At 37.9% G+C, this 25202-nt stretch carries 26 protein-coding genes; 23 read left to right on the top strand and 3 right to left on the bottom strand.

Features of this window, described 5'->3' with window-relative positions; all coding sequences use genetic code 11:
* Nucleotides 1-41 precede the first annotated feature (41 nt).
* Entirely contained in the window at nt 42-944 is a 903-nt protein-coding gene (locus CJ191_RS06530) for a UTP--glucose-1-phosphate uridylyltransferase (RefSeq protein ID WP_070467356.1), read from the top strand.
* Between the two features lie 51 nt (nt 945-995).
* Here CJ191_RS06530 and CJ191_RS06525 read toward each other — a convergent pair whose 3' ends face one another.
* Nucleotides 996-2306 carry an alkaline phosphatase gene (locus tag CJ191_RS06525; protein ID WP_102199335.1) on the bottom strand — a complete coding sequence of 437 codons (1311 nt, stop codon included), beginning with the start codon at nt 2304-2306 and terminating at the stop codon, nt 996-998.
* A 130-nt stretch (nt 2307-2436) separates the two neighbouring features.
* Here CJ191_RS06525 and CJ191_RS06520 point away from each other — a divergent pair, with 130 nt between their 5' ends.
* The 5 genes from CJ191_RS06520 to CJ191_RS06500 all read left to right on the top strand — a co-directional run bounded on the left by CJ191_RS06520 (nt 2437) and on the right by CJ191_RS06500 (nt 7236).
* Nucleotides 2437-3444 carry a nucleoid-associated protein gene (locus CJ191_RS06520; RefSeq protein WP_257994139.1) on the top strand — a complete coding sequence of 336 codons (1008 nt, stop codon included), beginning with the start codon at nt 2437-2439 and terminating at the stop codon, nt 3442-3444.
* Nucleotides 3445-3493: 49 nt separating this feature from the next.
* Nucleotides 3494-3679, top strand: coding sequence for a hypothetical protein (locus CJ191_RS06515; RefSeq protein ID WP_102199333.1), 186 nt, complete (start codon nt 3494-3496; stop codon nt 3677-3679).
* A gap of 214 nt (nt 3680-3893) precedes the next feature.
* Nucleotides 3894-5696 carry a M3 family oligoendopeptidase gene (locus CJ191_RS06510; protein ID WP_102199332.1) on the top strand — a complete coding sequence of 601 codons (1803 nt, stop codon included), beginning with the start codon at nt 3894-3896 and terminating at the stop codon, nt 5694-5696.
* 123 nt (nt 5697-5819) lie between these two features.
* The gene (locus tag CJ191_RS06505) at nt 5820-6638 is read left to right on the top strand and encodes an ADP-ribosylglycohydrolase family protein (RefSeq protein ID WP_102199331.1); all 819 of its coding nucleotides are present in this window, start codon (nt 5820-5822) and stop codon (nt 6636-6638) included.
* A gap of 10 nt (nt 6639-6648) precedes the next feature.
* Nucleotides 6649-7236, top strand: a complete 588-nt coding sequence (locus CJ191_RS06500) for a uracil-DNA glycosylase family protein (RefSeq protein ID WP_102199330.1) — start codon at nt 6649-6651, stop codon at nt 7234-7236.
* A 233-nt stretch (nt 7237-7469) separates the two neighbouring features.
* Here the strand turns inward: CJ191_RS06500 and CJ191_RS06495 are convergent, their stop codons facing one another.
* On the bottom strand, nt 7470-8426 hold the full coding sequence (locus CJ191_RS06495) for a glutathione S-transferase family protein (RefSeq protein ID WP_102199329.1): 957 nt from the start codon (nt 8424-8426) through the stop codon (nt 7470-7472).
* Between the two features lie 237 nt (nt 8427-8663).
* On the opposite strand from CJ191_RS06495, the gene CJ191_RS06490 reads away from it, so the two are divergent.
* The 6 genes from CJ191_RS06490 to CJ191_RS06465 are packed head-to-tail and all read left to right on the top strand — an operon-like array spanning nt 8664 to nt 12891.
* The gene (locus CJ191_RS06490; RefSeq protein ID WP_102199328.1) at nt 8664-9941 is read left to right on the top strand and encodes a bifunctional folylpolyglutamate synthase/dihydrofolate synthase; all 1278 of its coding nucleotides are present in this window, start codon (nt 8664-8666) and stop codon (nt 9939-9941) included.
* Between the two features lie 41 nt (nt 9942-9982).
* The gene (gene folE, locus CJ191_RS06485) at nt 9983-10537 is read left to right on the top strand and encodes a GTP cyclohydrolase I FolE (protein WP_070467388.1); all 555 of its coding nucleotides are present in this window, start codon (nt 9983-9985) and stop codon (nt 10535-10537) included.
* Between the two features lie 18 nt (nt 10538-10555).
* Nucleotides 10556-11395: a dihydropteroate synthase gene (gene folP, locus CJ191_RS06480; protein ID WP_102199327.1), complete on the top strand. Its 840-nt coding sequence runs from the start codon at nt 10556-10558 to the stop codon at nt 11393-11395.
* A gap of 12 nt (nt 11396-11407) precedes the next feature.
* Complete coding sequence (folB, locus tag CJ191_RS06475; RefSeq protein ID WP_070467337.1) at nt 11408-11809, top strand: dihydroneopterin aldolase; 402 nt, start codon at nt 11408-11410, stop codon at nt 11807-11809.
* 2 nt (nt 11810-11811) lie between these two features.
* Nucleotides 11812-12321: a 2-amino-4-hydroxy-6-hydroxymethyldihydropteridine diphosphokinase gene (folK, locus tag CJ191_RS06470; protein WP_070467336.1), complete on the top strand. Its 510-nt coding sequence runs from the start codon at nt 11812-11814 to the stop codon at nt 12319-12321.
* 36 nt (nt 12322-12357) lie between these two features.
* Nucleotides 12358-12891, top strand: a complete 534-nt coding sequence (locus CJ191_RS06465) for a dihydrofolate reductase family protein (protein ID WP_102199326.1) — start codon at nt 12358-12360, stop codon at nt 12889-12891.
* A gap of 186 nt (nt 12892-13077) precedes the next feature.
* On the opposite strand, the gene CJ191_RS06460 is transcribed toward CJ191_RS06465, so the two are convergent.
* Complete coding sequence (locus tag CJ191_RS06460; RefSeq protein ID WP_102199325.1) at nt 13078-13749, bottom strand: histidine phosphatase family protein; 672 nt, start codon at nt 13747-13749, stop codon at nt 13078-13080.
* A 274-nt stretch (nt 13750-14023) separates the two neighbouring features.
* Here CJ191_RS06460 and CJ191_RS06455 point away from each other — a divergent pair, with 274 nt between their 5' ends.
* The 11 genes from CJ191_RS06455 (at nt 14024) to CJ191_RS06405 (ending at nt 24923) form a co-directional block, all read left to right on the top strand.
* On the top strand, nt 14024-15274 hold the full coding sequence (locus CJ191_RS06455) for an ArgE/DapE family deacylase (protein WP_102199324.1): 1251 nt from the start codon (nt 14024-14026) through the stop codon (nt 15272-15274).
* 191 nt (nt 15275-15465) lie between these two features.
* Nucleotides 15466-16011, top strand: coding sequence for a dehydrogenase (locus CJ191_RS06450; RefSeq protein ID WP_102199323.1), 546 nt, complete (start codon nt 15466-15468; stop codon nt 16009-16011).
* Nucleotides 16001-18685, top strand: coding sequence for a DNA polymerase I (gene polA, locus CJ191_RS06445; RefSeq protein WP_257994138.1), 2685 nt, complete (start codon nt 16001-16003; stop codon nt 18683-18685). Before CJ191_RS06450 ends, polA begins: the two co-directional genes overlap by 11 nt.
* Nucleotides 18686-18855: 170 nt before the next feature.
* Nucleotides 18856-19683: a DNA-formamidopyrimidine glycosylase gene (mutM, locus tag CJ191_RS06440; RefSeq protein ID WP_070467326.1), complete on the top strand. Its 828-nt coding sequence runs from the start codon at nt 18856-18858 to the stop codon at nt 19681-19683.
* Nucleotides 19684-19720: 37 nt separating this feature from the next.
* A complete protein-coding gene (gene coaE, locus CJ191_RS06435) occupies nt 19721-20329 on the top strand; it encodes a dephospho-CoA kinase (protein ID WP_070467324.1) in 609 nt (202 codons plus the stop codon).
* Nucleotides 20330-20408: 79 nt separating this feature from the next.
* Complete coding sequence (nrdR, locus tag CJ191_RS06430) at nt 20409-20942, top strand: transcriptional regulator NrdR (protein ID WP_070467386.1); 534 nt, start codon at nt 20409-20411, stop codon at nt 20940-20942.
* Nucleotides 20943-20971: 29 nt separating this feature from the next.
* Nucleotides 20972-22501, top strand: coding sequence for a DnaD domain protein (locus CJ191_RS06425; RefSeq protein WP_257994137.1), 1530 nt, complete (start codon nt 20972-20974; stop codon nt 22499-22501).
* Between the two features lie 2 nt (nt 22502-22503).
* The gene (gene dnaI, locus CJ191_RS06420) at nt 22504-23448 is read left to right on the top strand and encodes a primosomal protein DnaI (protein WP_102199320.1); all 945 of its coding nucleotides are present in this window, start codon (nt 22504-22506) and stop codon (nt 23446-23448) included.
* A 106-nt stretch (nt 23449-23554) separates the two neighbouring features.
* Entirely contained in the window at nt 23555-24127 is a 573-nt protein-coding gene (gene amaP, locus CJ191_RS06415; protein WP_102199319.1) for an alkaline shock response membrane anchor protein AmaP, read from the top strand.
* 44 nt (nt 24128-24171) lie between these two features.
* Nucleotides 24172-24378, top strand: a complete 207-nt coding sequence (locus CJ191_RS06410) for a DUF2273 domain-containing protein (protein ID WP_070468009.1) — start codon at nt 24172-24174, stop codon at nt 24376-24378.
* 92 nt (nt 24379-24470) lie between these two features.
* The gene (locus CJ191_RS06405; protein ID WP_070468008.1) at nt 24471-24923 is read left to right on the top strand and encodes an Asp23/Gls24 family envelope stress response protein; all 453 of its coding nucleotides are present in this window, start codon (nt 24471-24473) and stop codon (nt 24921-24923) included.
* The last annotated feature ends 279 nt before the right edge of the window (nt 24924-25202 follow it).

Raw genomic sequence — 25202 nt, 5'->3', positions numbered from 1 at the left:
AATTATGCTAATATGAAGACAGTATAATCAAGGAGGCTATTATGGCTAAGCAAAAGATTAAAAAAGCAGTAATTCCAGCTGCTGGTTTGGGCACTCGTTTCTTGCCAGCAACTAAGGCAATGGCGAAAGAAATTATTCCAATCTTGGATAAACCGTCGATTCAATTTATTGTAGAAGAAGCGATTGAAAGTGGTATTGAAGAGATTTTAATCATTACTGGACGTAATAAACGTTCAGTCGAAGACCATTTTGATGCAAACTTCGATTTAGAAGATAACTTAAAACAAAAACACAAAGATAAATTATTGAAGATGGTTGAGGATACTTCACTATTGAATATCCAATTCAAACGTCAACATTATCCAAAAGGACTAGGAGATGCTATTTTCCAAGCTAAATCATTTGTTGGTGATGAACCGTTCTTATTACTTTTGGGTGACGATATCATGGTTAATGCAGAGGGAGAACGCCCTTTATCTAAACAGCTGATTGAATGCTATCAAGAACATCTAGAAGATGGCAATATATTAGTGGCAGGAGCAACTGTTCCAGCATCAGAAGCATCTGCATATGGGATTATGACAACTTCTGGGAATGGTGAAGCAGGCATTTATCATATTGATAAGTTTGAAGAGAAGCCACAAAATGAAACAGAAGAAAAATTAGCGGCAGTGGGACGTTATATCTTAACTCCTGAGATTTTTGATGCTATTGAAGCTATACCAGTGAACGCATTTTCCGGTGAAATTGAATTAACAGATGCCATCAACTCTCTTGCAAATGAAGATAACTTAAAAGCTTATGACTATCAAGGTGAATGGTATGAAGTTGGGGAACCATTAGGTTTACTTAAAGCCAGCATTCAATTCGCCTTACGTCACGAAGAAACAGCAGACGGTTTCCGTGAATACTTGAAAAATGATATTATTCCAAATTTAAAATAAATGCCTAAATAAGCAGTAGCACCGAAATAATGGTGCTACTGCTTATTTTTCTTAACTATTATATTCTTCAGGCTGAAGTCCAGCAGCTAATATTTTTAGTAGTTGTCCATTTTCAGTATTTTCATGCCAACCGCTAAAGTAGTTAGATCCAGGTCCGTAAGCATAGACATTCACATCTTCGCCAGTATGGTTACCAGTAGTCCAACCTGTATTTGAACGGCGGTCAACAATATCACGGATGGCTTGTGTTAAACGTCCTACTTTTTCTTCGTAAGTATAGACGTATGTATAGTAAATTGACCGTAATTGATTTTGTTCAGTAGCAGATAGGTCGAACTGAATGTTACGACGAATAACTTCTACCCAATCATTCGTTTCTTGTGTTAGCTGGGCAATATGCTCAGGGGTGGCTTTTACATTTCGGATAAATTCTGGCAACCATGAATCAATATTGTTAGCCCCCATGGTCATCCCACCAGTTGCATGGTCTGAAGTAGAGATAGCTAATGTATTACCATCTTGTTTTGCAAAATCAATAGCTACTTGGAAGGCATCAGCATAATCATCCATTTCACTCATGATGCCAACGATATCTTTATGGTGGGCAGCCCAGTCAATTTGACTGCCTTCAACCATTAAGAAGAAGCCGTCATCACCAGTATCTAAACGACGAATAGCAGAGTGGACCATTTCAGCTAAACTTGGCGTTACGTTAGACCATCGATCAATCGCCATTGGAAGCCCAAATTCTGAGAAAAGGCCCAGTACTTGTGGGCTATTTGAATTAAATAACTCCTGTTTAGTGTGGACGATGTCATAACCTAAATCGGCAAATTCTTGCGCTAAGTTACGGTCTGGTCGGATAAAATGATTACGCCCACCACCAAGCATCACGTCAATCTTTTGTTGACCATCAAGGGTATCATCAAGGTATTGGTCAGCAATATCAAAATAATCCAAGCGACTTTCAACATGAGCTGCAAAACCAGCAGGTGTAGCATGGCTAATTTCAGCCGTCACTACAATCCCTGTTTTCTTTTTGTTGGCTTTAGCGATCTCTAAAGCAGAATCTACCCGATTCATTTTTTTGTCTAGCCCAATAACACCGTTCATGGTTTTAACGCCTGTAGCCATAGCAGTGGAGGATGCTGCTGAATCTGTAATTGTCGCCCAAGGATCAAAGGAATAAGTAGATTGTTGGCCCACCAAATATTTGTTAAAGATGCTTGATTTTCGAAAGTGGCCGACATCTTGATGTAAATACTCTCGATAGGCTGATGCGAGTGAAACGCTCATCCCATCAGATACCATGAAAATAATATTCTTGGGTTGATGAGGTAAATTTTCGTTACTAGCTACCATTTGTTGCTACATCCTTTCCATAATCATTGTCAAATAAATACCAATTAAAGAAATATATATGAACTTTTCTATCTTACAAGCCCATTATAAGTTAAAATAGGAAGGAATGCTAAAGAAAGAGGGATACGACATGTTAAGGATTGATGCCGCAGTACTACATATTTTCGATACGAATACTAACGAGCCCGTCCTATCACAGACACTTTTGGACCATAAAGAACAATACATGGTGGAATATATCGAAAAGATGATGAGCAAAATCATGTACACAGCGCAACAAAAGGTAGGAAAACTACCTGATAGAAGTCCTGCTAAAGAAATTTTAGTGGGTATGAATCAATCGGAAAATTTCTTGCATGGTACACAAAAGTTGACCAACCGTTTCTTCAATTTCACCAAATTAAATCCGGATATTAAACCATCAGATTTGTTGTGGACGGGATTTTGGCTAGATGAAGCGTATTTTGTGGGTATGTTTAAATTAAACCATAATGAGTCTTATACCCACTATGTTGAATATGATCAAGATAATTTAAAGAATGATCTAATCATTAATCGTGCGATTTTACCAAGTCCAACCCAAGCGATTGACGAAGGATTTCTATACTGTATGGAAACAGAAGAATATTTCTTAATCGAGAAGAAGCATCTCATTGAGGAATATGGTGAACGAATAAATTATCTGAGCGAAATTTTTCTAGATATTCAAACCAATCCAAGTATGAAAGAATCGGTTAATATCATCAAAAAGGCGGTTGCTAAAACAGCCAAGAAATTTGGAGAAGATGATTATCAAGATTTAGCTGAGGTGAAGCAGATCCTTCATGATACGATTCATGAAAATCAAGCTATCGATAATCAAGCAATTGCTGAAGTGATGTATGGTGATAATTTCTCACGTAAACAAGCTTACTTCGAAGAAACCAATGAACAAGGCTTAGCTGATGAAACACCCTATATGCCAGAATTACTGGGCAACAATATGCAAAGACAAAAATTCAAGTTTGAAAATGGCATAGAATTATCCATTCCACTAGACTTATTTAATGACCCAGAAGTAGTGGAAATTAAAAATAATCCAGATGGGACACTATCAGTTGAAATCAAAAATATCGAAAAAATCAAAAACATGTTCTAGACTACTCCCATTGTCTAAATGACGGATAACATTAGAAAGGTTTATCTATATGTGGCAAAAATTCAAAGACTTAGGTTGGCGTGCCGCCCTAATCATCTTCTTCGTGGTTTATATGATCACGATTTTAACAGTACCAAATCCAGAACAATTTCAAACGGCTTTTCGTTTTATCTTTGCAGCCATTATTATAGTTGGATTTGTCTTTGAGCTTGAAAATAGACGGAAAAATAAATAAGCAGTATATCAGTATATCGTTAAAAAATATAAGGGGATGTGCGCTAAGTATCGCATCCCTTTTTATCATTTTTCGTATATGTCGTATAGTCAATCATCACTTCGTTCATTCACCCCATTAGACTAAGCTTGTAAAAAATGCGGTTCATTGACAACACCTTGAAGAGGGGTAAAATAATGATAGTGAAAATAATACAAGTAGAGAGGGTTTTTAGATGAAATATAATGACACTTGGGACTTAAACGCCATGTATCAAGGCGGGGTAACAGGTCAAGCATTCAAGGAAGCTTTAACTAGTTTAGTTGAAAAGCGTGATGATTTAATCAAGGTGATGCAGGCTTTTGATGTGAATGTAGAAAATGCATCCGTCACTTTTGCAGATATCATTGATCAAGCTGATCAGTATTTAAATGAATATACAACCTTAATGACTTATGCCCAAATGGCTAGTGACGCAGATATGCGTGATGAAGCCGCTTCAGCAGCGATTAATAAGGTAGCGACTTTAAACCAAGCTTATGAAATTGCGCGTAAAGGTTTAAATAAACAATTGGCGACTCTTTCAGATGCTGCATTCCAAGATTTTTTAGCGGAACCACGCTTAGCGGAAATTGCCTTTACCCTTGAAGAAGCGCGCCGCGATGCTAAACGCTTGTTAGATGATCAAGCAGAAGCCCTTTTATCAGAATTACAAATCGATGGTTTATCAGGCTGGTCAAATACCTATTCTACTACCGCTTCAGTGATGACGATTTCGGTTGACCTGGATGATGGCCATCATGATTATTCTGTGGGACAAGCGATGAATAATATGTATGCTGACCCAAACCCTGAAAATAGAGCGAAGATTTTTGCTGCTTGGGAAGAGACATTTGCTCAATATGGTCCGGTGTTTGCGGATGTATTAAATCATTTAGCTGGTTACCGTTTAACTACTCAAAAAGCGCATGGCTACGCTGACTTCATGGAAGAACCATTAGAATATAACCGTATTCAAGCTGAAACTGTCGAAGCGATGTGGCAAGCTGTTGCAGACAATAAAGATATCTTTGTACAGTTTTTAAACCGTAAAAAAGCGTTGCTTGGTCTAGATGAATTAAACTGGCAGGACGTTGACGCACCGCTAAATTTCCCAGATACGAAACCAACAACCTTTACTTATGATGAAGCAGCGGACTTTGTGATAGAAAACTTTAGAACTTTTGGAGATAAGCTAGCAGACTTTGCCCAATTAGCTATCGATAAACGGTGGATTGAAGCAGAAGATCGTCCTGGTAAACGTCCAGGGGGCTACTGTACAGAAACTATTAATGAAAATGAAACGCGTATTTTTATGACTTTTACTGGTTCAAGAAATGATACGTCGACGCTAGCGCATGAATTAGGCCATGCTTTCCATTCAGATGTGTTAACAAGTGAAGCACCATCCAACCAGGCTTATGCAATGAACGTAGCAGAAACTGCTTCAACTTTTGCAGAAACCATCGTGGCAAATGCGAACTTAAAACAAGCTAAAAATAAGTCTGAGCGTCTACAGTTATTAAACGCTAAAATGGAAAATGCCATTGCTATGTTTATGAATATCCGCGCGCGTTTCTTGTTTGAAACAGCCTTTTATACTGAACGTCAAGAAGGGTTTGTTTCAGAGAGTCGTTTAAATGAGTTAATGGTTGCAGCACAAGAAGAAGCATTTGGTGGAGCTATTCATGACTTACATCCACACTTCTGGGCCAGCAAGTTACATTTCTTTATCGATGATGTACCTTTCTATAACTTCCCATACACATTCGGCTATATGTTTAGTTTAGGGATCTATGCTGAATACTTGAAAGCACCTGAAGGGTTTGAAGAACGTTATATTGCCTTATTAAAAGATACCGGTCGTATGACAACTGAAGATTTAGCGATGAAACATTTAAATGCTGATCTAACGAAAGCAGACTTCTGGCAAGCAGCGATTGATTTAGCGGCTCAAGATGTGAAAGAATTCTTGGCTGAGTCAGAAGATTTAATCTAAACAATTTAGACAATATCATGATGAAAGCAGGTGAGAGTATATTTCCTTTACCTGCTTTTTACAAACCATTGAAGTTGTGCATGTTATAATTGATTGAATAATGATATTTGTGGAGATGGGAAAATGACGACTGCAGTAATTGGCGCGATTATTGGTGACGTAGTGGGGTCACGGTTTGAACGGCACAATCATAAGGACAAAGCATTTGAACTATTTACTGAAAAGAATCGGTTCACTGATGATACAGTGATGACCTTGGCGGTTGTAGATGCACTTATGGACATGATCAGTCAAAAGTTACAGCTAGGTCAAGATGATACGGCGATTCAAGCGCTGATGATAAGGTCTATGCAAAAATTAGGTAGCGCTTATCCGTTGGCTGGCTATGGCTTAAACTTTTCTAAGTGGTTACGTTCAGATAATCCAGAACCTTATGGCTCATACGGAAACGGGGCGGCCATGCGTATTTCACCAGTAGCTGATTTAGATTTATCAAAGCAAGACCGCGCCCATTTGGTGGATTTGATTACGTCAGTTTCCCATGATTCCAAAGAAGGTATATATGGTGCACAGGCTATGGCAAAGACAGTTGTGGCTGCTAAATCAGAGGAAGATAAGGCGATAATTGCGCGTAAAATGGCTGATTTTTATCCACTTGATTTTAGCTTGGATGAGATAAGACCAACTTACAAATTTGATGTTTCTTGTGCCGGGTCTATCCCGGTAGCCTTTCAAGCCTTTTTGGAAAGCAATCATTTTGAAGATGCCATCCGTAATGCGGTATCAGTGGGCGGAGATTCAGATACAATCGCTAATATGACAGGGGCTATAGCCTCAGCTTATTATCAGGATATACCGGATGATCTTGTGATCAAAACACTGACCTATTTACCGGATGATTTGCGGACAATTTTCACTAAATGGCAATCATTTATTGGATAGGAGGATAATGATGACAATTTTTGATGATATTAAACAAGAAATTATTGATGATCCTTATAATAAAGATTATACAGACCGAGGGATTGACCCAGTTTTTTATGCTTCAAAAAATGCCCGAGTGGCCATTATTGGGCAAGCACCGGGTAAGAAGGTTGAGGAAACCCAAATCTTCTGGAATGATCAGTCTGGAGACCGTTTAAGGGATTGGATGGGCGTTTCAAGAGAGACCTTCTATGAGACTGACCTCATTGCCCAATTACCAATGGATTTCTATTATCCAGGTAAAGCCAAAACAGGAGATAAACCGCCTAGAAAAGAATTTGCGGAAAAATTTCATCCTCAAATTTTGAAAGAAATGCCAGACCTAGAAACAATTATTTTAATCGGTAATTATTCACAGAAACATTATTTAGGAAAAGAACGGCAAAAAAACTTAACAGAAACGGTTAGACACTACCAAGATTATTTACCCAATTACTTTCCGCTAGTGCACCCATCGCCCTTAAATCAGCGGTGGATGAAAAAGAATCCTTGGTTTGAAACCGATGTACTACCAGACTTTAAGAAACTGATGGCGAAGTATATTCAAGCAGATTAGGTTATGGATAAAAAAGTAGGATGATGATATCGCAGTATAAGCAATTGAGTATTTTAGATACTAAATAGTAGCTAACTTACAGCATGCTAAAAAGAGACATTACAATTTCCTTTTATTAAACGTTAAAGAAGACAGTATGAAAGGATAAATGCACTTATCATGAAAGCAAAAACTGGTGTACTTTTATCAGTAAACACCAGTTTTTTTATTGATTTTATTTACATTTCAACCAGTTAAATATCTAGACTAATTGCAGGTCCAGCTGGAATAATACCATTCGGATTGATAGTTGGATGACTACCGTAGTAGTGATGTTGGATATGGTAAAAATCAACTGTGTCAGATATACCTGGCATATTGTAAATTTCACGCGTATAACGCCAAACATTTTCAAAGTCAGTTAAATGTTTAATATTGCATTTAAAATGACCATAGTAAACATGCTCAAAGCGGATTAGTGTTGGGAACAAGCGGATATCGGAAGTGGTAAATTGATCACCCAATAAGAATTTATTGTTGGCTAAGATACCATCTATTTTTTCTAGGGTGTCAAATACATGACCAACTTCTTCTTCATAAACAGCTTGATCTGTTGCGAAACCGGCTTTATAGACACCGTTATTAATATTTGGATAGATGTAATCATCCATTTCTTTGATTTGGTCACGCAGTGCTTCAGGATAGTAATCACCTTCGATAGCACCAATGTCATCAAAAGCAGTATTGAACATCAGCATAATTTCAGACGATTCGTTATTCACAATCGTATCATTTTGCTTATCGTATAAAACTGGTACAGTTACACGACCCGTATAGTTAGGGTCAGCGTGCGTATAAACTTGGTATAGGAAGTCAGCATTTAAGATAGGATCAGCAATAACCCCTTGATCTGGCGCAAAAGTCCAGCCATTTTCCAACATAATTGGATTGACGATTGAAATAGAAATCATGTCTTCTAGACCCTTTAATTTGCGCATCATTAACGTACGACTAGCCCAAGGACAAGCTAAAGATACATACAAGTGATAGCGTCCTGGTTCTGCCTTAAAGCCACCTTCGCCCGATGGTCCAGGTGAGCCGTCTTTAGTCACCCAATTTCTGAATTGAGAATCTTTCCGGACGAAACGTCCACCTGTTGATTTGGTATCATACCATTGGTCCTTCCAGACCCCGTCTACTAATAATCCCATTCTTTCATCTCCTTTTAGAACTAATATTTCGGTTTCAAACTAATATACACCTGTTGTAATATAATGACGTTGATTTCTCAAGCAATAGCAGTTGATTAATATTAGAATAGTTATTCTTAGAACACGAACTATTGAAAAATAGGCATCCGTTGATGACTAACAAATAAAAGTTAGCTATACTTAATTGGACTGGTATCAAATTATCCGTTTAAATCATCATGAAAAGAGGCTTAATCATTGCGATACGAATCACTTCAAGCAAAGTTGCCCCTAGCACCCGCAGGCGAAATGGTGTTAGGATTAGCGTCAATGAAACAATTAATGGCTCATTTTAACCATCCAGAAAACGAACTACCAACGATTCATATTGCTGGAACTAATGGTAAGGGGTCTACAGCTAAAATGCTTAGTACGATCCTAGAGCAGGCAGGCTATAAAGTCGGCTTATTTACTTCTCCATCATTGGTAGACTTTAACGAACGGATTCAAATTAATGGCAAGCAAGTGACGGATGACCAATTGATGAAACAAGTTGATCGGATGACAGCAGCCTTAGCACCTGATGAATACTATACTGAATTTGAAGTATTTACTGGACTCGCTTGGTTGGTCTTCGAAGCTGAAGAAGTAGACTTTGTCGTCTTAGAAGTTGGCTTAGGCGGGAGATTAGATGCAACCAATATCATCGAGAAACCACTGGTCACCGTTATCACAAAAATTGCTTTAGATCATCAGAAAATTCTCGGCAACACTTTAACAGAAATTGCTGGTGAGAAAGCAGGTATATTAAAAACTGACGTTCCCTTAGTCGTCTATCCACAAGTTGATGAGGTAAAACAGGTCATCGCACATCAAGCTGACCAGCTTCAAGTACCTATACATGAAGTCAAACCAGCCGATATTGAACTAGTAGGTTACGATAGCCTGGGATTGCAAATTTTCAATTATAAAGGACACCAGTATAAACTCAATTTACAGGCGCCTTATCAGGTGAATAACGCCGCCCTAGCAATTGAAATTACCTATGCCTTGAAAGCACAAGGCATCACCATTTCAGACCAAGCTATCCAACAGGGGCTTATGACAGTTACTTGGCCAGCACGTTTTGAACAAGTTGCAACAAATCCGGCCATTATTATAGATGGCTCACATAATATGGATGGCATCCTGTCATTGAAGGAGGCACTTTTAACCCATTATCCAACTGAAAAAATAGGGAAAAGAGTAGCGATTATGGGCATGTTAGCCGATAAAGATGTCGTACATGTTGTCAAAGAGATTGCGCCCATCTTTCAAAAGATTATTACAGTTACCCCTCATTCAAATCGTGCCTTACCTGCTGAGGCATTAGCCACTATGGTGGAAAAAACTGGCGTAACTGTTGCACTGGCTGAGTCAGATCAGGCAGCCTTCGCAATGGCAATAGCAGATTTAAATAGCGAAGATGTCTTATGTATATTTGGTTCATTCTATTTTGTGGGCTATCTTCGAGAGATGATTCAAAATAAGGCATAAAAGTATAGTAGAACATTAAAAAAATGGAAAAAGGTGACAAAATGGACACGAAACGAATTGAAAAAGCAGTCAGAGAGATATTGCTTGCTATTGGCGAAAATCCGGACCGTGAAGGGTTAGTTGAAACCCCTGAGCGAGTAGCTAGGATGTATGCAGAGGTATTTGATGGCTTAACTAGAGATCCTAAAATACATACAGAAAAAACATTTTCTGAATCAGCATCAGAATTTGTGTTGGTAAAGGATATCCCTTTTCACTCAACATGTGAGCACCACTTATTACCGGTAATTGGCCAAGCACATGTCGCTTATATTCCAAAAGACGGTCAAGTTATTGGTTTATCTAAATTGGCTAGGATTGTAGAAGATTTTGCCTTAAGACCACAATTACAAGAGCGGTTGACCAACCAGGTCGCGGATGTATTAGCAAATGAATTAGGGGCTGAAGGGGTTTATGTAGTCCTTGAAGCAGAACATATGTGTATGACGCTAAGAGGCATTAAGAAGCCGGGTAGTAAAACGGTTACCTATGCAACACGTGGTGTTTATAACGATCGTGACCGCCGTCAAGAGGCTTTAGATATGATGCAATTATAGTAGAAAGTTTGTGAGTAGATGTATATTAAACGATTAAATAAAACCTTCAATTTCCCAAGCGACCACACTTGGATCATGGGCATTTTAAATGTGACGCCTGATTCATTTTCGGACGGTGGTGCGTATCTCGCTTCAGATGATATGATTGCCCAAGTGAAGAAGATGGTGTCAGAGGGAGTAGATATTATTGATGTAGGCGGGGAATCAACCCGCCCAGGTCATGTACCAGTAACCCTTGAAGAAGAATTAAAGCGAGTTGTGCCGGCCGTGAAGGCTATACGTGAAGTATCAGATGTTATCATTTCAGTGGATACTTGGAAAGCTGAAGTAGCCCGTCAAGCCTTAGAAGCTGGCGCAGACATTATCAATGATCAATGGGCAGCAACTAGAGAACCTGAAATTGCGAAGGTTTGTGCTGACTTTGATGCCCCCTTGATTTTGATGCATAACCGTGAAACATATAAACCCTATCAAAATATGATGGATGAAATGAAAACGGACTTACAAGCATCTATTGAGATTGCCCGTAAACAAGGTATGCGTGATGACCAATTAATTCTTGATCCAGGGGTTGGGTTCGCAAAAACAGCGGATGACAACTTGTTGGCAATTCAAGGATTACAAGAATTAGCTAGCTTTGGTATGCCTATCCTTTTAGCCACTTCAAGGAAAGGGTTCTTAGGGAAATTAGTGGATGTGCCGGCTAATGAGCGGGACGTAGTTACTGCAGCTACTACTGTTTCGGGTATTTTATCGGGTGCTGATATGGTTCGTGTCCACAATGTGAAAGTAAACAAGGAAGCAGCGGTAGTTGCGGATGCCATTAAACGTGGACAAGTAGCGCCCCTAGCGCGATGAGGAGGAAGTCAGATGGCAACAAGGGACAAAATATATTTAAATAACCTGCAATTCTACGCCAATCATGGCTTGTTAGCTGAGGAAACAACTTTAGGACAACGTTTTAATGTGGATGCTGTCTTAACTGTTGACTTAGGTCCAGCTGGGCAATCAGACAATATGTACGATTCGGTGTCTTATGCTGATGTTTATACTGTGATTGAAGATGTTGTGGTCCATCAACCTCCAGTAAAATTATTAGAGCGGTTAGCTCATAAATTAGCAGTACGCATTTTATCTGACTTTTCTTTTGTTGAAGCAGTAACCATTAAAATAGTAAAACCTGATCCGCCAATTCGTGGCATCTATGATAGTGTTGCAATTGAAATCCAACGTGACCGTGCATGGTTTGACCAAATAAATGAGGTGAAATAAAGATGCAACGTGACATATTAATTGCCTTAGGATCAAATATCGCCCCTAAATTAGATCACTTAAAAAATGCAGTAGCAGCTTTTAAACAGCATGAATCAATGGTAGTGAAGAGCATTTCACCAATTTATGAGACTGTGCCTAAAGGTTATCTTGACCAAGAAGACTTTTTAAATATGGTTATTCATATTCAAACAGATTTAGATGAAGATAGTTTATTAGTTTTTTGTCAAAAGATTGAACAGGATCAAAAGCGTGTTCGAACAATTAAAAATGGTCCCCGCACCATCGATGTAGATATTTTACTTATAGACGAAGAGATTATTGACACACCAGACTTACAAGTACCGCACCCACGGATGCATGAACGTGCTTTTGTCTTATGTCCGGCTGCAGATATCGTTGGTTCATGGCAGGTCCCTATTCTAGGGCAATCAGTTGTTAGTTTACGCGACCAACTACCACAAGCGGAAAGAGACGATGTCCGGATTTCAGGATTCAGATTAGCGCAATAACCATTGGCAATAAAAGCTGATTAGGAAGGAGAAATCGTGGGTAAAATTGCCTTAAGTATTGTACAGAGTGTAGATGGATATATCGCTGACTCAGATGATCAATTTGATTTTATTGAAGGTATACCAGGTCCTCACTTAAAAGATATCTCAACGGGTGATTCACCGTATTCACTCGAAACCTTTTTCGATATGTATGACTTGATAGTAATGGGACATCAATCTTATAAAATTGGTTTTGCAGCAGATTTCCCAAGTAAAACAATTTATGTGGTGACAAATGAAAAACGACCTAATGAGGGGAATATCCATTTTGTCAAACCAGGACAAATTGTGAAATTAATGTTGGCAAAGAAAAAGCAAGGTCACCATATTTACTTATATGGTGGGGGAATTGTATTGAAAACATTTATGGCAGCAAATGCGATAGATGAGTACATTATTGGGACTGTACCGATTATCTTAGGTAAAGGTAAACCTTTATTTTATGAATTAAATGAAAGTATACCTTTACAATTAGACCAAGTTGATGTGATAGGTGGCCTAACCATTCATATTTATCATAGACGTTAAGGAATACGAATATTTTTAACTGTTTTAGAAATGAAGAAGGATAGATATATAATCCATATATACCTTATATTAGGGCGGGTATATATGAATAGTTGTTTTGCGTCGAAATTTGTTTAAGTATCCAAAAAAGGTGTGGTTTATTCAGCAACCCCACCTTTTTTATTTATGTGAATGAATTGTATGGCGTTATACTTGGTTAAATTCTTCTAGTTCGTAAGCACCTTTAGCATAGACAACATGGGCATAATGGCCATAATCTAAGTCTTCTTTAAGGTCAAATTCAGCTAGTACTTCATGTAAGAAGAAGCGAATAGGCATGTCGTGGCTAATGATTAAAACATTGATATCTTGTTTTTGGGTTTCCATACCGACTTCTAAGGCATCGTCATGGATATCCAACATGGCTTCTTCAATGCGATGCCAAAATGTAATAAAGTCTTCTGAATTTCCTTCTTCGTCACGTGCAACAAGATTTTCAATAATCAATGGCACGTATTGGGTGGAAGGAATTTGATTGATACGCATGTCGTCAACCAATTGGCCAATGGACTTTGGCCATACCTTTTCAATATCTTGATCTTCTAAACCACCAAAATTGTATTCTCTAAAACCTTCAACTGTAAATAGTTGAATATCATGATCTTGTTTCATTAAAATGCGTTCACCAGTTTCAACACATCGGTCTAAATCACTCGTATATGCTAAATCAAAAGGGATGTCTGCTAGAGTATCAGCTACTTGGTCTACAACACGCATACCAGTACGTGTGACTGGGGAATCCGTCCAACCTTGAATGCGTTGATCTGCATTGGCGGTTGTTTCACCGTGACGGACAAAGTAATAATGGATAGCTGCCATTTTATTCACTCCTCTCATATTTTAAAATTCGATGTTAACTTTATTCTAGCATAATAAACGATTTATGAAAACGATTTCTAAATGAATGGTGGTTTTAACCTAAAACTAGCTTCATTCAGTTGCGAGAGTTATTCACACACTTAGTTCAATAAAAGCGAACACTCCTGATTGAAAACTCGTGGGCAATTTGTTATTTACTATCAGAAATTCGTGCTAGAATGAACGGTAGAGATGAATGCCATAGGAATTGGCAGAAAAATGAGGAGTGTTCTGATTGACAAAAGTAGCAAAAGTATTTACTGATGAAGAAAAAATTAAAATTTTAAGTGATATTGTGGCGATTGAGACTGTTGACCGTAATGAAGAAGATGTGGCGAACTATTTAGCGGCTTTATTAGACAAATATGGTATAGAGTCAAAAGTAATTCCAACAGGGATTCCTGGTCGTGCGAACTTAATAGCAGAAATTGGTTCAGGTTCACCAGTTTTAGCAATTTCTGGTCATATGGATGTCGTATCTGCTGGAAATGCGGAAGCTTGGACGTCTGATCCTTATACGTTGACGGAACGCGATGGCAAATTATTTGGCCGTGGTGCAACAGATATGAAGGGCGGACTAGCTGCACTAGTGATTGCCATGATTGAAATTAAGGAACAAGGTTTACTTGAGAAGGGTACTTTACGACTATTAGCGACTTATAACGAAGAAAATGGTGCGGTTGGTTCTATTCAATTGGAAGATGCTGGATATCTGACAGATGTTGATGCGATTGTGATTGGAGAACCAACTACAGGTATGATTCATCCATCTCATAAAGGATCAATGAACTTCGTCGTATCTTCACGCGGTAAATCGGTTCATTCTTCTAGACCTCGTGGTGGGATAAATGCAATTGACCCATTAATGGACTTTGCTTTAGCATTTAAAGAAGCTTTCAGAGAAGCAACTAAGGACATTAGCTTTGGTCAATTAGATTTTTCACCTGTATTAAACCTTTACGGTGCAGTTGAAGGAGATGAAGTTGGCAATCAAGAACTAGATCAATTATTGAAACAACCAACTTTTAATGTGACTGTATTCCGTGGTGGTGATCAAGTGAATACGATTCCTGACCATGCGGAAGTTGTCTTCAATATTCGTACTGTACCTGAATTTGACAATGAAGCTGTAAAAGGTGTTTTTAATGAGGTCTATCAAGCATTCTTGGATAAAGGTGCAGATTTTGATTTACAACTCACTCTTGATTTAAAACCCCTAAATGGTGGCGTAGATTCAGATTTAGTTCAATTAACGAAAAGCTTAGGTGCAACATATTTAAATCAAGACCTAGCTGTAGTGCCAATGACGGGAGGTACTGATGGTGCAAACTTTGTGGCTAATAAACCTGCTGGTTATCCGATTATTATTTTTGGTCCAGGTTCAACAACATCACATCAAATTGATGAATACGTGGACAAAGATGAGTATCTAACATTCGTTAACTTATATATTGACTTGTTAGCTACTTACTTAGAAAACAAATAAAACAGTTTTAAAAGCTATGACATGTTGGTCATGGCTTTTTTCATATAGCCAGTATAATTGTTTAGATTAGTGCACTATGGTATTTGTCGCATATAATGAATATCTTTGTTAAAATATGAAGGAGACTGTTGCGATTACCGCAACAAATAAACGTTGGAGATCACATAAAATAAGCTAGGGGAGTATCACATATGGTAGAACATAATTTAGAAGAGACTCAAGAATTTGCTGCAATAGGCAAAACACTTCAATCTATAAAGGTTGGAGATACTTTTCGGGTAACTGAATCTATCAGAGAGCGAGATGTTTTGTTATATATGGGCGTAACTGCTGATTCAAATCCCGCATATCTACAACAAACGTCACATAAGGCAGGACTTACACCGGGTGATGTTGTGGTACCACCAATTGCCTTAATGGGCATTATCACCCGTACGGTATCTATGAACTTCCCTGGACCTGGGTCACGTTTAGTAGAAATGAATATTAACATTATTCACTCGATTCCACATAATTCAATCATTACTTTTGAATTTGAAGTTATTCGTGTAGAAGAATTAAAACAATTTGTGACAATTCACTGTATAGGGAAGTATACCAATGCGACTGACGACGACCGTGTATTAGATGCTATGTTAACCGTTTTACCACCACAAGAGCACCTAAAAAATGATACAGATACGATTGATGCAGGTGTATTCCAACGAATTTCAGGAGGCGACTCAATTGAGTATTAATAAAGAAAAGAAGAAGCTTGTCCTTTTTGACGGATCTTCTCTAGCTTTTCGTTCTTTTTTTGCTATCCATAATATTGATTCATTTGTAAATAAGAATGGTATGCATACCAATGCCTTATTTGCTTTTCATGAAATGATGAATAATATTTTGGAAAAAGAACAGCCAACGCATGCCTTAGTGGCTTGGGACGCTGGAAAAACGACTTTTAGAAATGAATTTTTTGATGAATATAAGGGTGGGCGTCAATCAACACCATCTGAATTTAGAGAGCAAATGCCATTTTTCAATGTTTTATTAGATGCTTTTGGTGTTGCCCACTATGACTTGACCAATTATGAAGCTGACGATATTATCGGTACATTTGCGACATCTGTTGATCCTGAAGAGTTTGATGTTGTGGTGATTTCTGGAGACAAGGATTTAACGCAGTTAGCACGTGATAATGTTCGAGTGGATATCACTCGAAAAGGAGTATCGGAACTACGGTCTTATACACCGGCTTCTATTATGGAAGAGATGGGTATTACACCTGAACAAATTGTTGATATGAAGGGATTAATGGGTGATTCTTCAGATAACTACCCAGGTGTAACTGGGATTGGTGAAAAGACAGCCTTAAAACTACTTCATGAATATGGATCAATGGAAGCTATATATGAACAAATTGACGACATGAAGAAATCAAAACGTAAAGAAAATCTTATCAACGAAAAAGACAATGCGATCCTTTCAAAAAAATTAGCTCGTATTGAACTGAATGCACCAGTAACGATTGAACTAGCTGACCTACCATATAAAGGTAAACAGCTTGAACCATTAATGTCATTTTATAAGGATATGAACTTTAATGGATTTATGTCACGCCTATTAGAAAATTCAAACCAAGCTGACTTATTGACAGAAGATTGGAAGGATGTGGATTATACATATGTGGCATCTGTTGAAGATTTAACAACAGATCATTTCCCAAGTGAACCGGTCCAAGATGGTTATGCGATATATCTGGAAAACTTGAGTAAAAACTATCATGATTCAGATATTGTGGCTGTCGCCTGGACAAATGGGTCAGAAATCTTTGCTGGTGATGCAAGCTTATTGCAATCCGACTTGTTTAAAAACTGGTTAACGGATGAGAAGATGACGAAGGTTGTCTTTGATGCGAAGCGGACAAAAGTGATGTTGGACTATGTAGATATCGACTTTGTGGGTGTTGTAGATGATGTCTTAATTGGTTCATATTTATTACATGCTCGTGATAACTCCAATGACTTAGCGGAAGTTGCTCGTGAATTTGATATGGAAGATTTATCTTATGATGAGTCCATTTACGGTAAGGGTGCTAAACGTAGTGTACCTGAAGATCAACAAACTATGTATGATCATATTGCGCGTAAAGTCTATATGATTGCACGATTACAAGAAACGATTCGTCCACAATTAGAAGCCAATAAAATGACTGATCTATACAAAAAAATGGAGTTACCATTGGCATTGGTGTTGGCTAATCTAGAAATTCTGGGTATTTCCGTAGATAAGGCGCAATTAGTCACGATGCAAGCGGAATTCCAAGAGATTATTGATGGCCTTGAAGCGGATATTTGGAAAGAAGCAGGCCGTGAGTTTAATGTGAATTCTACTAAGCAATTAGGGACCATTCTGTTTGAAGATATGGGCTTACCGGTGATTAAGAAGACAAAAACTGGTTATTCTACTGCTCAAGATGTCTTAGAGAAACTAGCAGGACAAGCGCCTATTATCGATTTAATTTTAAATTATCGTCAGTTGAACAAACTACAATCAACATATGTTGAGGGGTTACAAGGATTTATCCACGATGATGGTAAAATTCATTCTCGTTTCCAACAAACCTTAACGTCAACTGGACGATTGTCATCAGCTGATCCGAATTTACAAAATATTCCGATTCGTTCTGAGGAGGGACGGAGTATCCGTAAAGCTTTTGTACCAAGTCATGATGATTGGGTGGTTTTCTCAAGTGACTACTCACAAATTGAATTACGGGTTTTAGCGCATATTTCAGGTGATAAGCATATGCAGGAAGCTTTCAATAACCATGAAGATATCCATACATCTACAGCTATGAAGGTTTATAACGTAACAAGAGACGAAGTAACACCTAATATGAGACGAAATGCGAAAGCAGTAAACTTTGGGATTGTCTATGGTATTTCTGATTATGGATTGAGTCAAAACTTGAATATTTCTCGACCAGAAGCCAAAAACTTTATTGATACTTATTTGGAGAATTATCCAGGTGTTCAAGCTTATATGACAGATGTCGTTGAAAAAGCTAAGGAAGATGGCTATGTAGAAACACTCTTTAATCGTCGACGCTATTTACCAGACTTGCATGCGAAGAACTTTAATGTGCGGTCGTTTGCGGAACGAAATGCGATGAATACACCGATTCAAGGAACGGCAGCTGATATTATCAAAATTGCTATGGTGAAAATGGATGAAGCACTTAAATCAAATAAGTTAAAAGCGAATTTGTTATTACAAATCCATGATGAGTTGGTCTTTGAAGTACCAAAAGATGAAATTGAAACGCTAGAAAAATTAGTCACAGAAATTATGGGATCAGCAGCCCAACTAGATGTGCCGTTAGAAATTGAGTCGAATTATGGCGCAAGCTGGTACGAAGCAAAATAACGATTGGTAAGAGGTGCAGTTCATATTGAATAGCACCTCTTTTCATCCTCTCTAAGATAGGCGTTTAAGCCTAGTTAGCTACTGGAAAGATTTGTCTGTCTACTATCTTTCCAATATGTGTATTTTGCATTAAAATATGTGAAGGAGTTACGTTAGAAAGTGGTGGAGTGATGCCTGAAATGCCAGAAGTCGAAACTGTTCGACGTGGTTTAGAAGAAATTGTTGTTGGAAAGACAGTAGCATCTGTGACGGTAACTTGGCCGAGAATTGTGCAAGCTGAAGGTGGACTCGAAGCCTTTGAAAACCGAATGCCAGGTCAACAATTGATGAAGGTTGGTCGTATTGGTAAATTTTTGCTTTTTTATTGGACTGATGTTGTTTGGATAGCACATTTACGGATGGAAGGAAAGTATTTGTATGAAAAGCAAGACACCCCTGTTGATCCCTATACACATGTTATCTGTCACTTAACAGATGGCAATGATCTCCGTTATAGAGATGTGCGCAAATTTGGTCGCATCCATATGGTCGATAAGGCGGATACAGACGCAGCAATCGCACAATTAAATTTAGGTCCAGAGCCAGCGGACTTAAATTTTGAAGATTTCAAAGCAAGGTTAATGCGGACAAAGCGGCCAATAAAAGCGGTATTATTGGATCAGTCTGTTGTTGCAGGGATTGGTAATATTTATGCAGATGAAATCTTGTATGAAGCAAAAGTACACCCACAACAAATTGGCGCATCTTTATATGATCATGAAATCACAGCTATTATTGAAGCTAGTCGTGACATTATACAAGCAGCAATCGCAGTTGGTGGCACGACTATTCGTACTTATACGAATACTTTTGGTGAGAATGGTCATTTTGCCAATTATTTAAAAGCATATGGTCAAACAGATAACCCTTGCCAACGGTGTGGTACCCCTATTGAAAAGATAAAAGTGGCACAGCGAGGGACACACTATTGTCCACATTGCCAAACGATACATGAATAAATTACTATTAAATAGAAAAGTTAATAATGGAGGTCTTATGAGTCATATTTTAGGACTAACCGGCAGTATTGCAACAGGTAAATCAACAGCAAGTAAATTCTTTAAGACAGCAGGTTTTCCAGTGATTGATGCCGATTATGGTGCCAGAGTGGTGGTTGAACCTGGTCAACCAGGGTTAGAAGCAGTAAAGCAACATTTTGGGGATGATATTGTCTTTCCAAATGGTGTATTGAATCGCAAAAAATTAGCCAAGATTATCTTCAGTGATGATAAGGAACGTGAAAAATTAAATGAATTGTTACACCAACCTATACGTGACTGGTTGGATAGTCAAAAAGATAAATATGAGGCTATTGGGCATGAGTTGATTGTGATGGATATCCCCCTATTATTTGAGCATGGCTTTGAAGATACTTGTGATCAAATTATGGTGATTTATGTGTCAGAAACCATTCAATTAGACCGGCTAATTAACCGTGATCATCTAACGCCGGTTGAAGCATTTCAACGCATGACGAGTCAAATGTCGATTGAACGGAAAGTGATGATGGCAGATGTAGTAATTGATAATACTGGTTCAATTACAGATACACATCAACAATTAGATGCTTGGCTTGGCATTTCTGGTTTCCAACCGCTTAAATAAGGGGGATATCAGGCTTTGTGCTATAATGAATCGAGAAATTATTCACGTATATAAAAATGAAAGTAGAGGTGCTAAATATATGCAATGTCCAAATTGTGGTTCAACTAATTTAAAAGTAATTGATAGTCGACCAGCAGAGAATAATCGATCTATTCGTCGACGTAGAGAGTGTCTAGATTGTGGTGCTCGTTTTACAACTTTTGAACGGATTGAAAGAACACCATTGTTGGTGGTCAAACGTGATGGAACGAGAGAAGAATTCTCACATGAGAAAGTTTTGCGTGGGTTGATTCGTTCGGCAGAGAAACGACCTGTATCGGCAGATCAACTTGAAAAGCTAGCCCAAGATGTGGAATCTGAATTACGATCTCGTAGTCAAAATGAAGTGCCAGCTTCTGAAATTGGGGAATTATTAATGGCGGCTTTGCCGGATATTGATGAAGTAGCTTATATCCGTTATGCTAGTGTATACCGCCGATTTGAAGATCCAACTGTTTTTTTAAGAGAAATTGAACGATTAAGAGGCCGGAATGCACAAAACGATCATGATGATCAGTTTCATCCAGTAGACAATGCAGATGATGCTAAAGATTTAGACGAGGACATAGACTAAAATATGCTTTAGAAGGGAGGGTAATCATAATGGCATACCCATGGCAAAATTTAGATCCAAAAGGGTTTGTGCAAATTACCCAACCTCACTGGATTTCAGATATTGACCAACAAGTTTTACTACATTTGTATCAACCAATCATCGGTGGCACAGCTTATGCATTTTATCAGACACTTTATGCCAATATTCAATTAGGGGATTTCGTCTCACGACCGTTACGCCATTTTGACTTAATGGAACAAATGGTGGTCGGTAAAGAGCAGTATGTGAAGGCCAGACGTCGTTTGGAAGCAATTGGCTTACTGCAAGTCTATGAAAAAAGTGACCATCATAGTCAAGATGAAGTGACGACAATTTTTCAGTTACAAGCTCCTTTAGATAGTAAGCATATTTTTTCTGATCCAATTATGTCTAGTTTACTAATGGATCGTTTAGGCCAAGACCGATATCAATTCATGCTCGATAAGTTTTCAGCTAAGAAGCCAGTTGAATTAACGTCAACAGACTGGACTGAAGTGACCGCTACTTTTCAAGATGTCTATCGATTACCAAGTCAGTACTATCCCATTTCAGATGAAATTGAAGCTAGATTGATGCAAAAAAATCCAGCTACTAAAGCGACTACCTTAACGAGTTCAAGTCTAGATATGAATACTTTGAAAGAATTACTACAGTCGTCTTTTATTTCTGAAAAAGCGATTACAGATGAAGTGAAGGAAATGTTTATAACCCTACATCAACTTTATGGATTTGATGAAGTAGATTTAAAAGAATTGGCATTATCAGCTACGGATTTACGGACGAATCAAATCGATGTTCGCAAATTGCAGCGATTAGCTTTAAATCAATCTAGCCAGCAAGCTGGTCAAGAGGGTGAAGAGCATGTAGAAAGAACAAAAGCTCGCTTAACAGACCGGATTACTGTTAGTGAGACAGCCAAGCGACAGCAAGTTGATCAAGCAGATCAAGTATGGTTAGAGAAAGGCCTAACACAAGAAGAATTGTCATTTTCCAAATTGGCGAGAAACTATCCCCCAATTGCCTTTGCGAAGTCAATTAAGGAACAAAAAGGTGGTTACTTAACGAAGTCTGAAGGAAAAGCAATCACGGAATTGATTGAATTGGGTGTGATTCAGCCTGCAACCCTAAATGTGATGGTGCAATTTTGTTTAGTGGAACTTGAGCAGCCCCGGTTAACTCGTTCCTACTTGGAAAGTGTTGCGGATGATTGGCGTCAAAATAAGGTTATTGAGCCTGAAGAGGCCATGATATACCTGAAACAACGTAAACAAAAAAGTGCTGAAAATTATGAAAAACGACAAAAAAATCGGATCGCCAAGGGGCGTTACCAAACACAAAAGGCTTCTGTTAAGCCGAAATGGTTAGATCCTGATTCAAGACAGGATAAATACCAAAAGCCGGTAAGTGCACCAAAAGTGAATAAACAAGACGCATCAAAAGAAGCGACAACTAAACAAGAAAATAAAGCATCTCTAAGTGCGCAAGAAGCTGAGATTCAACAATTGTTGCAATCATTAAATACAAAAGAAGGTGAGTAAGTATGGCTGATAATAAACAAATGAAAAATGTAGGAGACTCGCTTAAACAACAATTTAACCGCAATCCGATTTTCAAGGAACGACAAGCTAAAATCGAAAGCATTGTCCAAAATGACCCAGATGTGCAGGCTTTTCTTGCAAAATATCAATTAAATTTTGAAGATGAGATTGTGAGAAAATCATTCTCAAAATTATATGAATTTGCACGAGAAAATGGGAATGATGCGCTAGGACAAAAGAAGTTTATCCAATATGCACCTAATTTAATAATGAATGTTAACTACATTGATGTAGATTACCATCCTACTGAAGCTTTTATTCAACAACAAGAAGCGGAAGAATTGAACAAGCGTGTCACCATGTTATCTATGCCCAAAAGTTTGCGGTCAGCATCTTTTGAAAAGATGACAACAGATGACTATCAAGATCGTTTTGAAGCAATTCAAAAAAGTCTACAATTTATTTCAGCCTATACAAGTAAACCGAATATCTATCATAAAGGTTTGTATTTACATGGCCAATTTGGTGTTGGAAAAACGCACATCCTAGCAGCTTTAGTCAACACTCTAGCTGAGCATGGGGTGAAATCTACATTAGTTCATTACCCAGAACTGTTGGTAGATCTGAAATCACGTATTCGCACGAATACAGTAGATCAAAGGGTAAATGAGATTAAACAGGCAGAAGTTTTAGTGTTGGATGATATTGGTGCTGAGTCAAATAGTGAATGGGTAAGAGACGATGTCCTAGGTGTGATTTTACAGTACCGGATGCAAGAGCAATTATCCACTTTCTTTACCTCTAATTTCTCAATGGCAGAGTTGGAAGAATTTTTAACAACTACTCGAGAAGGTGTCGATGTGGCCAAATCCGCACGTATTATGGAACGTATTAAATATTTAAGTGAAGAAATTTATGTTGGAGGTAGAGACCGTCGTAACGGTTAATACCTTCTTTTTTTTGGCCATTTTTATGGCAAATTATTTGTCCAATTAACTTTAAAATGATAAGCTATACTTATATCATATAGAGAGCCAAAAAGGAGGTGAGTGAATGGGTGGATTAAGAAAATTTCTTCAAATCCTATTTTCACTCTTAGTTTTATTAGCAGTAGTGGCAACAGCTTCAGTTATTTACCCAATACCTTATTTAAGTGATTTTGTTGACCACAATATTGTGTCCAATCAAATGCTCGTAAATGCAGTCATTGTGCTGTTAGCACTTAGCTTTATTTACTTCGCAGTAGCCTTAATATGGAGCATAGTTGCACCCGCCAAGTCACGTACTTTAAATGTGTCTAATGATTATGGTGAGGTTAAAGTTAATCGTGATACAGTGGTACAAGCGGTACATCGTGAATTATTAGACGTGAAACAGGCATCACGTAAAAATGTCACTGTGAAATTTGGTCGAAAACCAGAAAATACTAAAGTAACTGTTGACTACGCTGTAGACAAGCACAATGATGTACAGACGATTTCCAATCAAATTGCAGAAAAGGCGCAGCTTGCTGCGGAAAGTGTCTTAGGAACAAGTATTCAAAATGTGAAAGTGACTGCTGCACCATATGACGTAGAACAAAATCATCAGCAAACGCGCGGTCATAAACAGGCACGCGTTAGATAATAAATGTTCATTTGAACTAAACTTTGATAGGGGGCACATAGCATATGAAACAACCACCGCGTAGCTGGTATCCGTATAGAAATCGTATTTTAGGGGGCCTGATTGCATTCATTTTTGCCTTAATGTGGATGTGGTTAGGTTTTGGACCTGCATTATTCATTCTTGTATTCTCAACAATTGGATACATTGCAGGTGCTTACTTTGACGGACAAATTGACTTGGAAAGTTGGTTCTCATTTTTCAATTTTTAGAATCATATTACTTGAGTTAAGTTCGTAATCTTGCTATGATAGATACAACTTATGAGATATAAAATAACAATAAAAGAAATGGGGTATTTTACATGTCAGAGAACGTAAAACACACTAACGATTTAACTTTTGAAGATCGTGTATTGGAAAAAATTGCTTTCTATACAGTCCAAAACATTGATGGTATTTTAGAGTTAAAAGGTAACTTTACTTCAGGAATTAAGAGTTTCTTCACTAGTGGTGAAGATGATACTAAAGGTGTTAATGCTGAAGTTGGTAAGAAAGAAGTTGCTTTAGATTTAGAAGTTATTGCTGAGTATGGAAAAGATATTCCTGCAGCATTCGACAAAGTGACGAAAGCAGTAAAAGAAAATGTTCAACAAATTACTGGCTTAACAGTAGTTGAAGTAAACATGAATGTGAATGATGTATTAACACGCGCTGAATATGAACGCGATCAAAACGAACAAAAACGTGCTGCTGAACAACAACGACGTCAAGCAAACCAAAGTGGTCAATACACTGACGGTTCACGCGTACAATAGTATTCACTGATAAAGGAGGCGGGTATATACTCGTCTTCTTTTCATAAGAACATTTATATGAATTTTGATTTGACAATTATATATGTGATGCTTATACTTATTTTGGAATAAGATAATGATATCGAAAATAAGAGACAAGCTTTAGGGTTGGACATTAGAGACAAGTTGGTTAGTGAAAAACTTGCAATATCATATGGCGAACCACTCTTTAGATAGCATCGAAGTAAATGGCTGAGAGCACATTTAATAAGGTGTAAGGGTTGCCCCCATTATCAGCAT

The organism is Aerococcus viridans (assembly GCF_002871935.1).
Taxonomy (GTDB): Bacteria; Bacillota; Bacilli; order Lactobacillales; family Aerococcaceae; genus Aerococcus; species Aerococcus viridans_B.
This window is presented reverse-complemented; position numbering and strand designations above follow the sequence as displayed.

Coding starts and splice junctions, on each gene's coding strand:
- CJ191_RS06530 (WP_070467356.1), top strand. CDS start 42: ATGGCTAAGCAAAAGATTAAAAAAGCAGTAATTCCAGCTGCTGGTTTG.
- CJ191_RS06525 (WP_102199335.1), bottom strand. CDS start 2,306: ATGGTAGCTAGTAACGAAAATTTACCTCATCAACCCAAGAATATTATT.
- CJ191_RS06520 (WP_257994139.1), top strand. CDS start 2,437: ATGTTAAGGATTGATGCCGCAGTACTACATATTTTCGATACGAATACT.
- CJ191_RS06515 (WP_102199333.1), top strand. CDS start 3,494: ATGTGGCAAAAATTCAAAGACTTAGGTTGGCGTGCCGCCCTAATCATC.
- CJ191_RS06510 (WP_102199332.1), top strand. CDS start 3,894: ATGAAATATAATGACACTTGGGACTTAAACGCCATGTATCAAGGCGGG.
- CJ191_RS06505 (WP_102199331.1), top strand. CDS start 5,820: ATGACGACTGCAGTAATTGGCGCGATTATTGGTGACGTAGTGGGGTCA.
- CJ191_RS06500 (WP_102199330.1), top strand. CDS start 6,649: ATGACAATTTTTGATGATATTAAACAAGAAATTATTGATGATCCTTAT.
- CJ191_RS06495 (WP_102199329.1), bottom strand. CDS start 8,426: ATGGGATTATTAGTAGACGGGGTCTGGAAGGACCAATGGTATGATACC.
- folE (WP_070467388.1), top strand. CDS start 9,983: ATGGACACGAAACGAATTGAAAAAGCAGTCAGAGAGATATTGCTTGCT.
- folP (WP_102199327.1), top strand. CDS start 10,556: ATGTATATTAAACGATTAAATAAAACCTTCAATTTCCCAAGCGACCAC.
- folB (WP_070467337.1), top strand. CDS start 11,408: ATGGCAACAAGGGACAAAATATATTTAAATAACCTGCAATTCTACGCC.
- folK (WP_070467336.1), top strand. CDS start 11,812: ATGCAACGTGACATATTAATTGCCTTAGGATCAAATATCGCCCCTAAA.
- CJ191_RS06460 (WP_102199325.1), bottom strand. CDS start 13,749: ATGGCAGCTATCCATTATTACTTTGTCCGTCACGGTGAAACAACCGCC.
- CJ191_RS06450 (WP_102199323.1), top strand. CDS start 15,466: ATGGTAGAACATAATTTAGAAGAGACTCAAGAATTTGCTGCAATAGGC.
- mutM (WP_070467326.1), top strand. CDS start 18,856: ATGCCTGAAATGCCAGAAGTCGAAACTGTTCGACGTGGTTTAGAAGAA.
- coaE (WP_070467324.1), top strand. CDS start 19,721: ATGAGTCATATTTTAGGACTAACCGGCAGTATTGCAACAGGTAAATCA.
- nrdR (WP_070467386.1), top strand. CDS start 20,409: ATGCAATGTCCAAATTGTGGTTCAACTAATTTAAAAGTAATTGATAGT.
- CJ191_RS06425 (WP_257994137.1), top strand. CDS start 20,972: ATGGCATACCCATGGCAAAATTTAGATCCAAAAGGGTTTGTGCAAATT.
- dnaI (WP_102199320.1), top strand. CDS start 22,504: ATGGCTGATAATAAACAAATGAAAAATGTAGGAGACTCGCTTAAACAA.
- amaP (WP_102199319.1), top strand. CDS start 23,555: ATGGGTGGATTAAGAAAATTTCTTCAAATCCTATTTTCACTCTTAGTT.
- CJ191_RS06410 (WP_070468009.1), top strand. CDS start 24,172: ATGAAACAACCACCGCGTAGCTGGTATCCGTATAGAAATCGTATTTTA.
- CJ191_RS06405 (WP_070468008.1), top strand. CDS start 24,471: ATGTCAGAGAACGTAAAACACACTAACGATTTAACTTTTGAAGATCGT.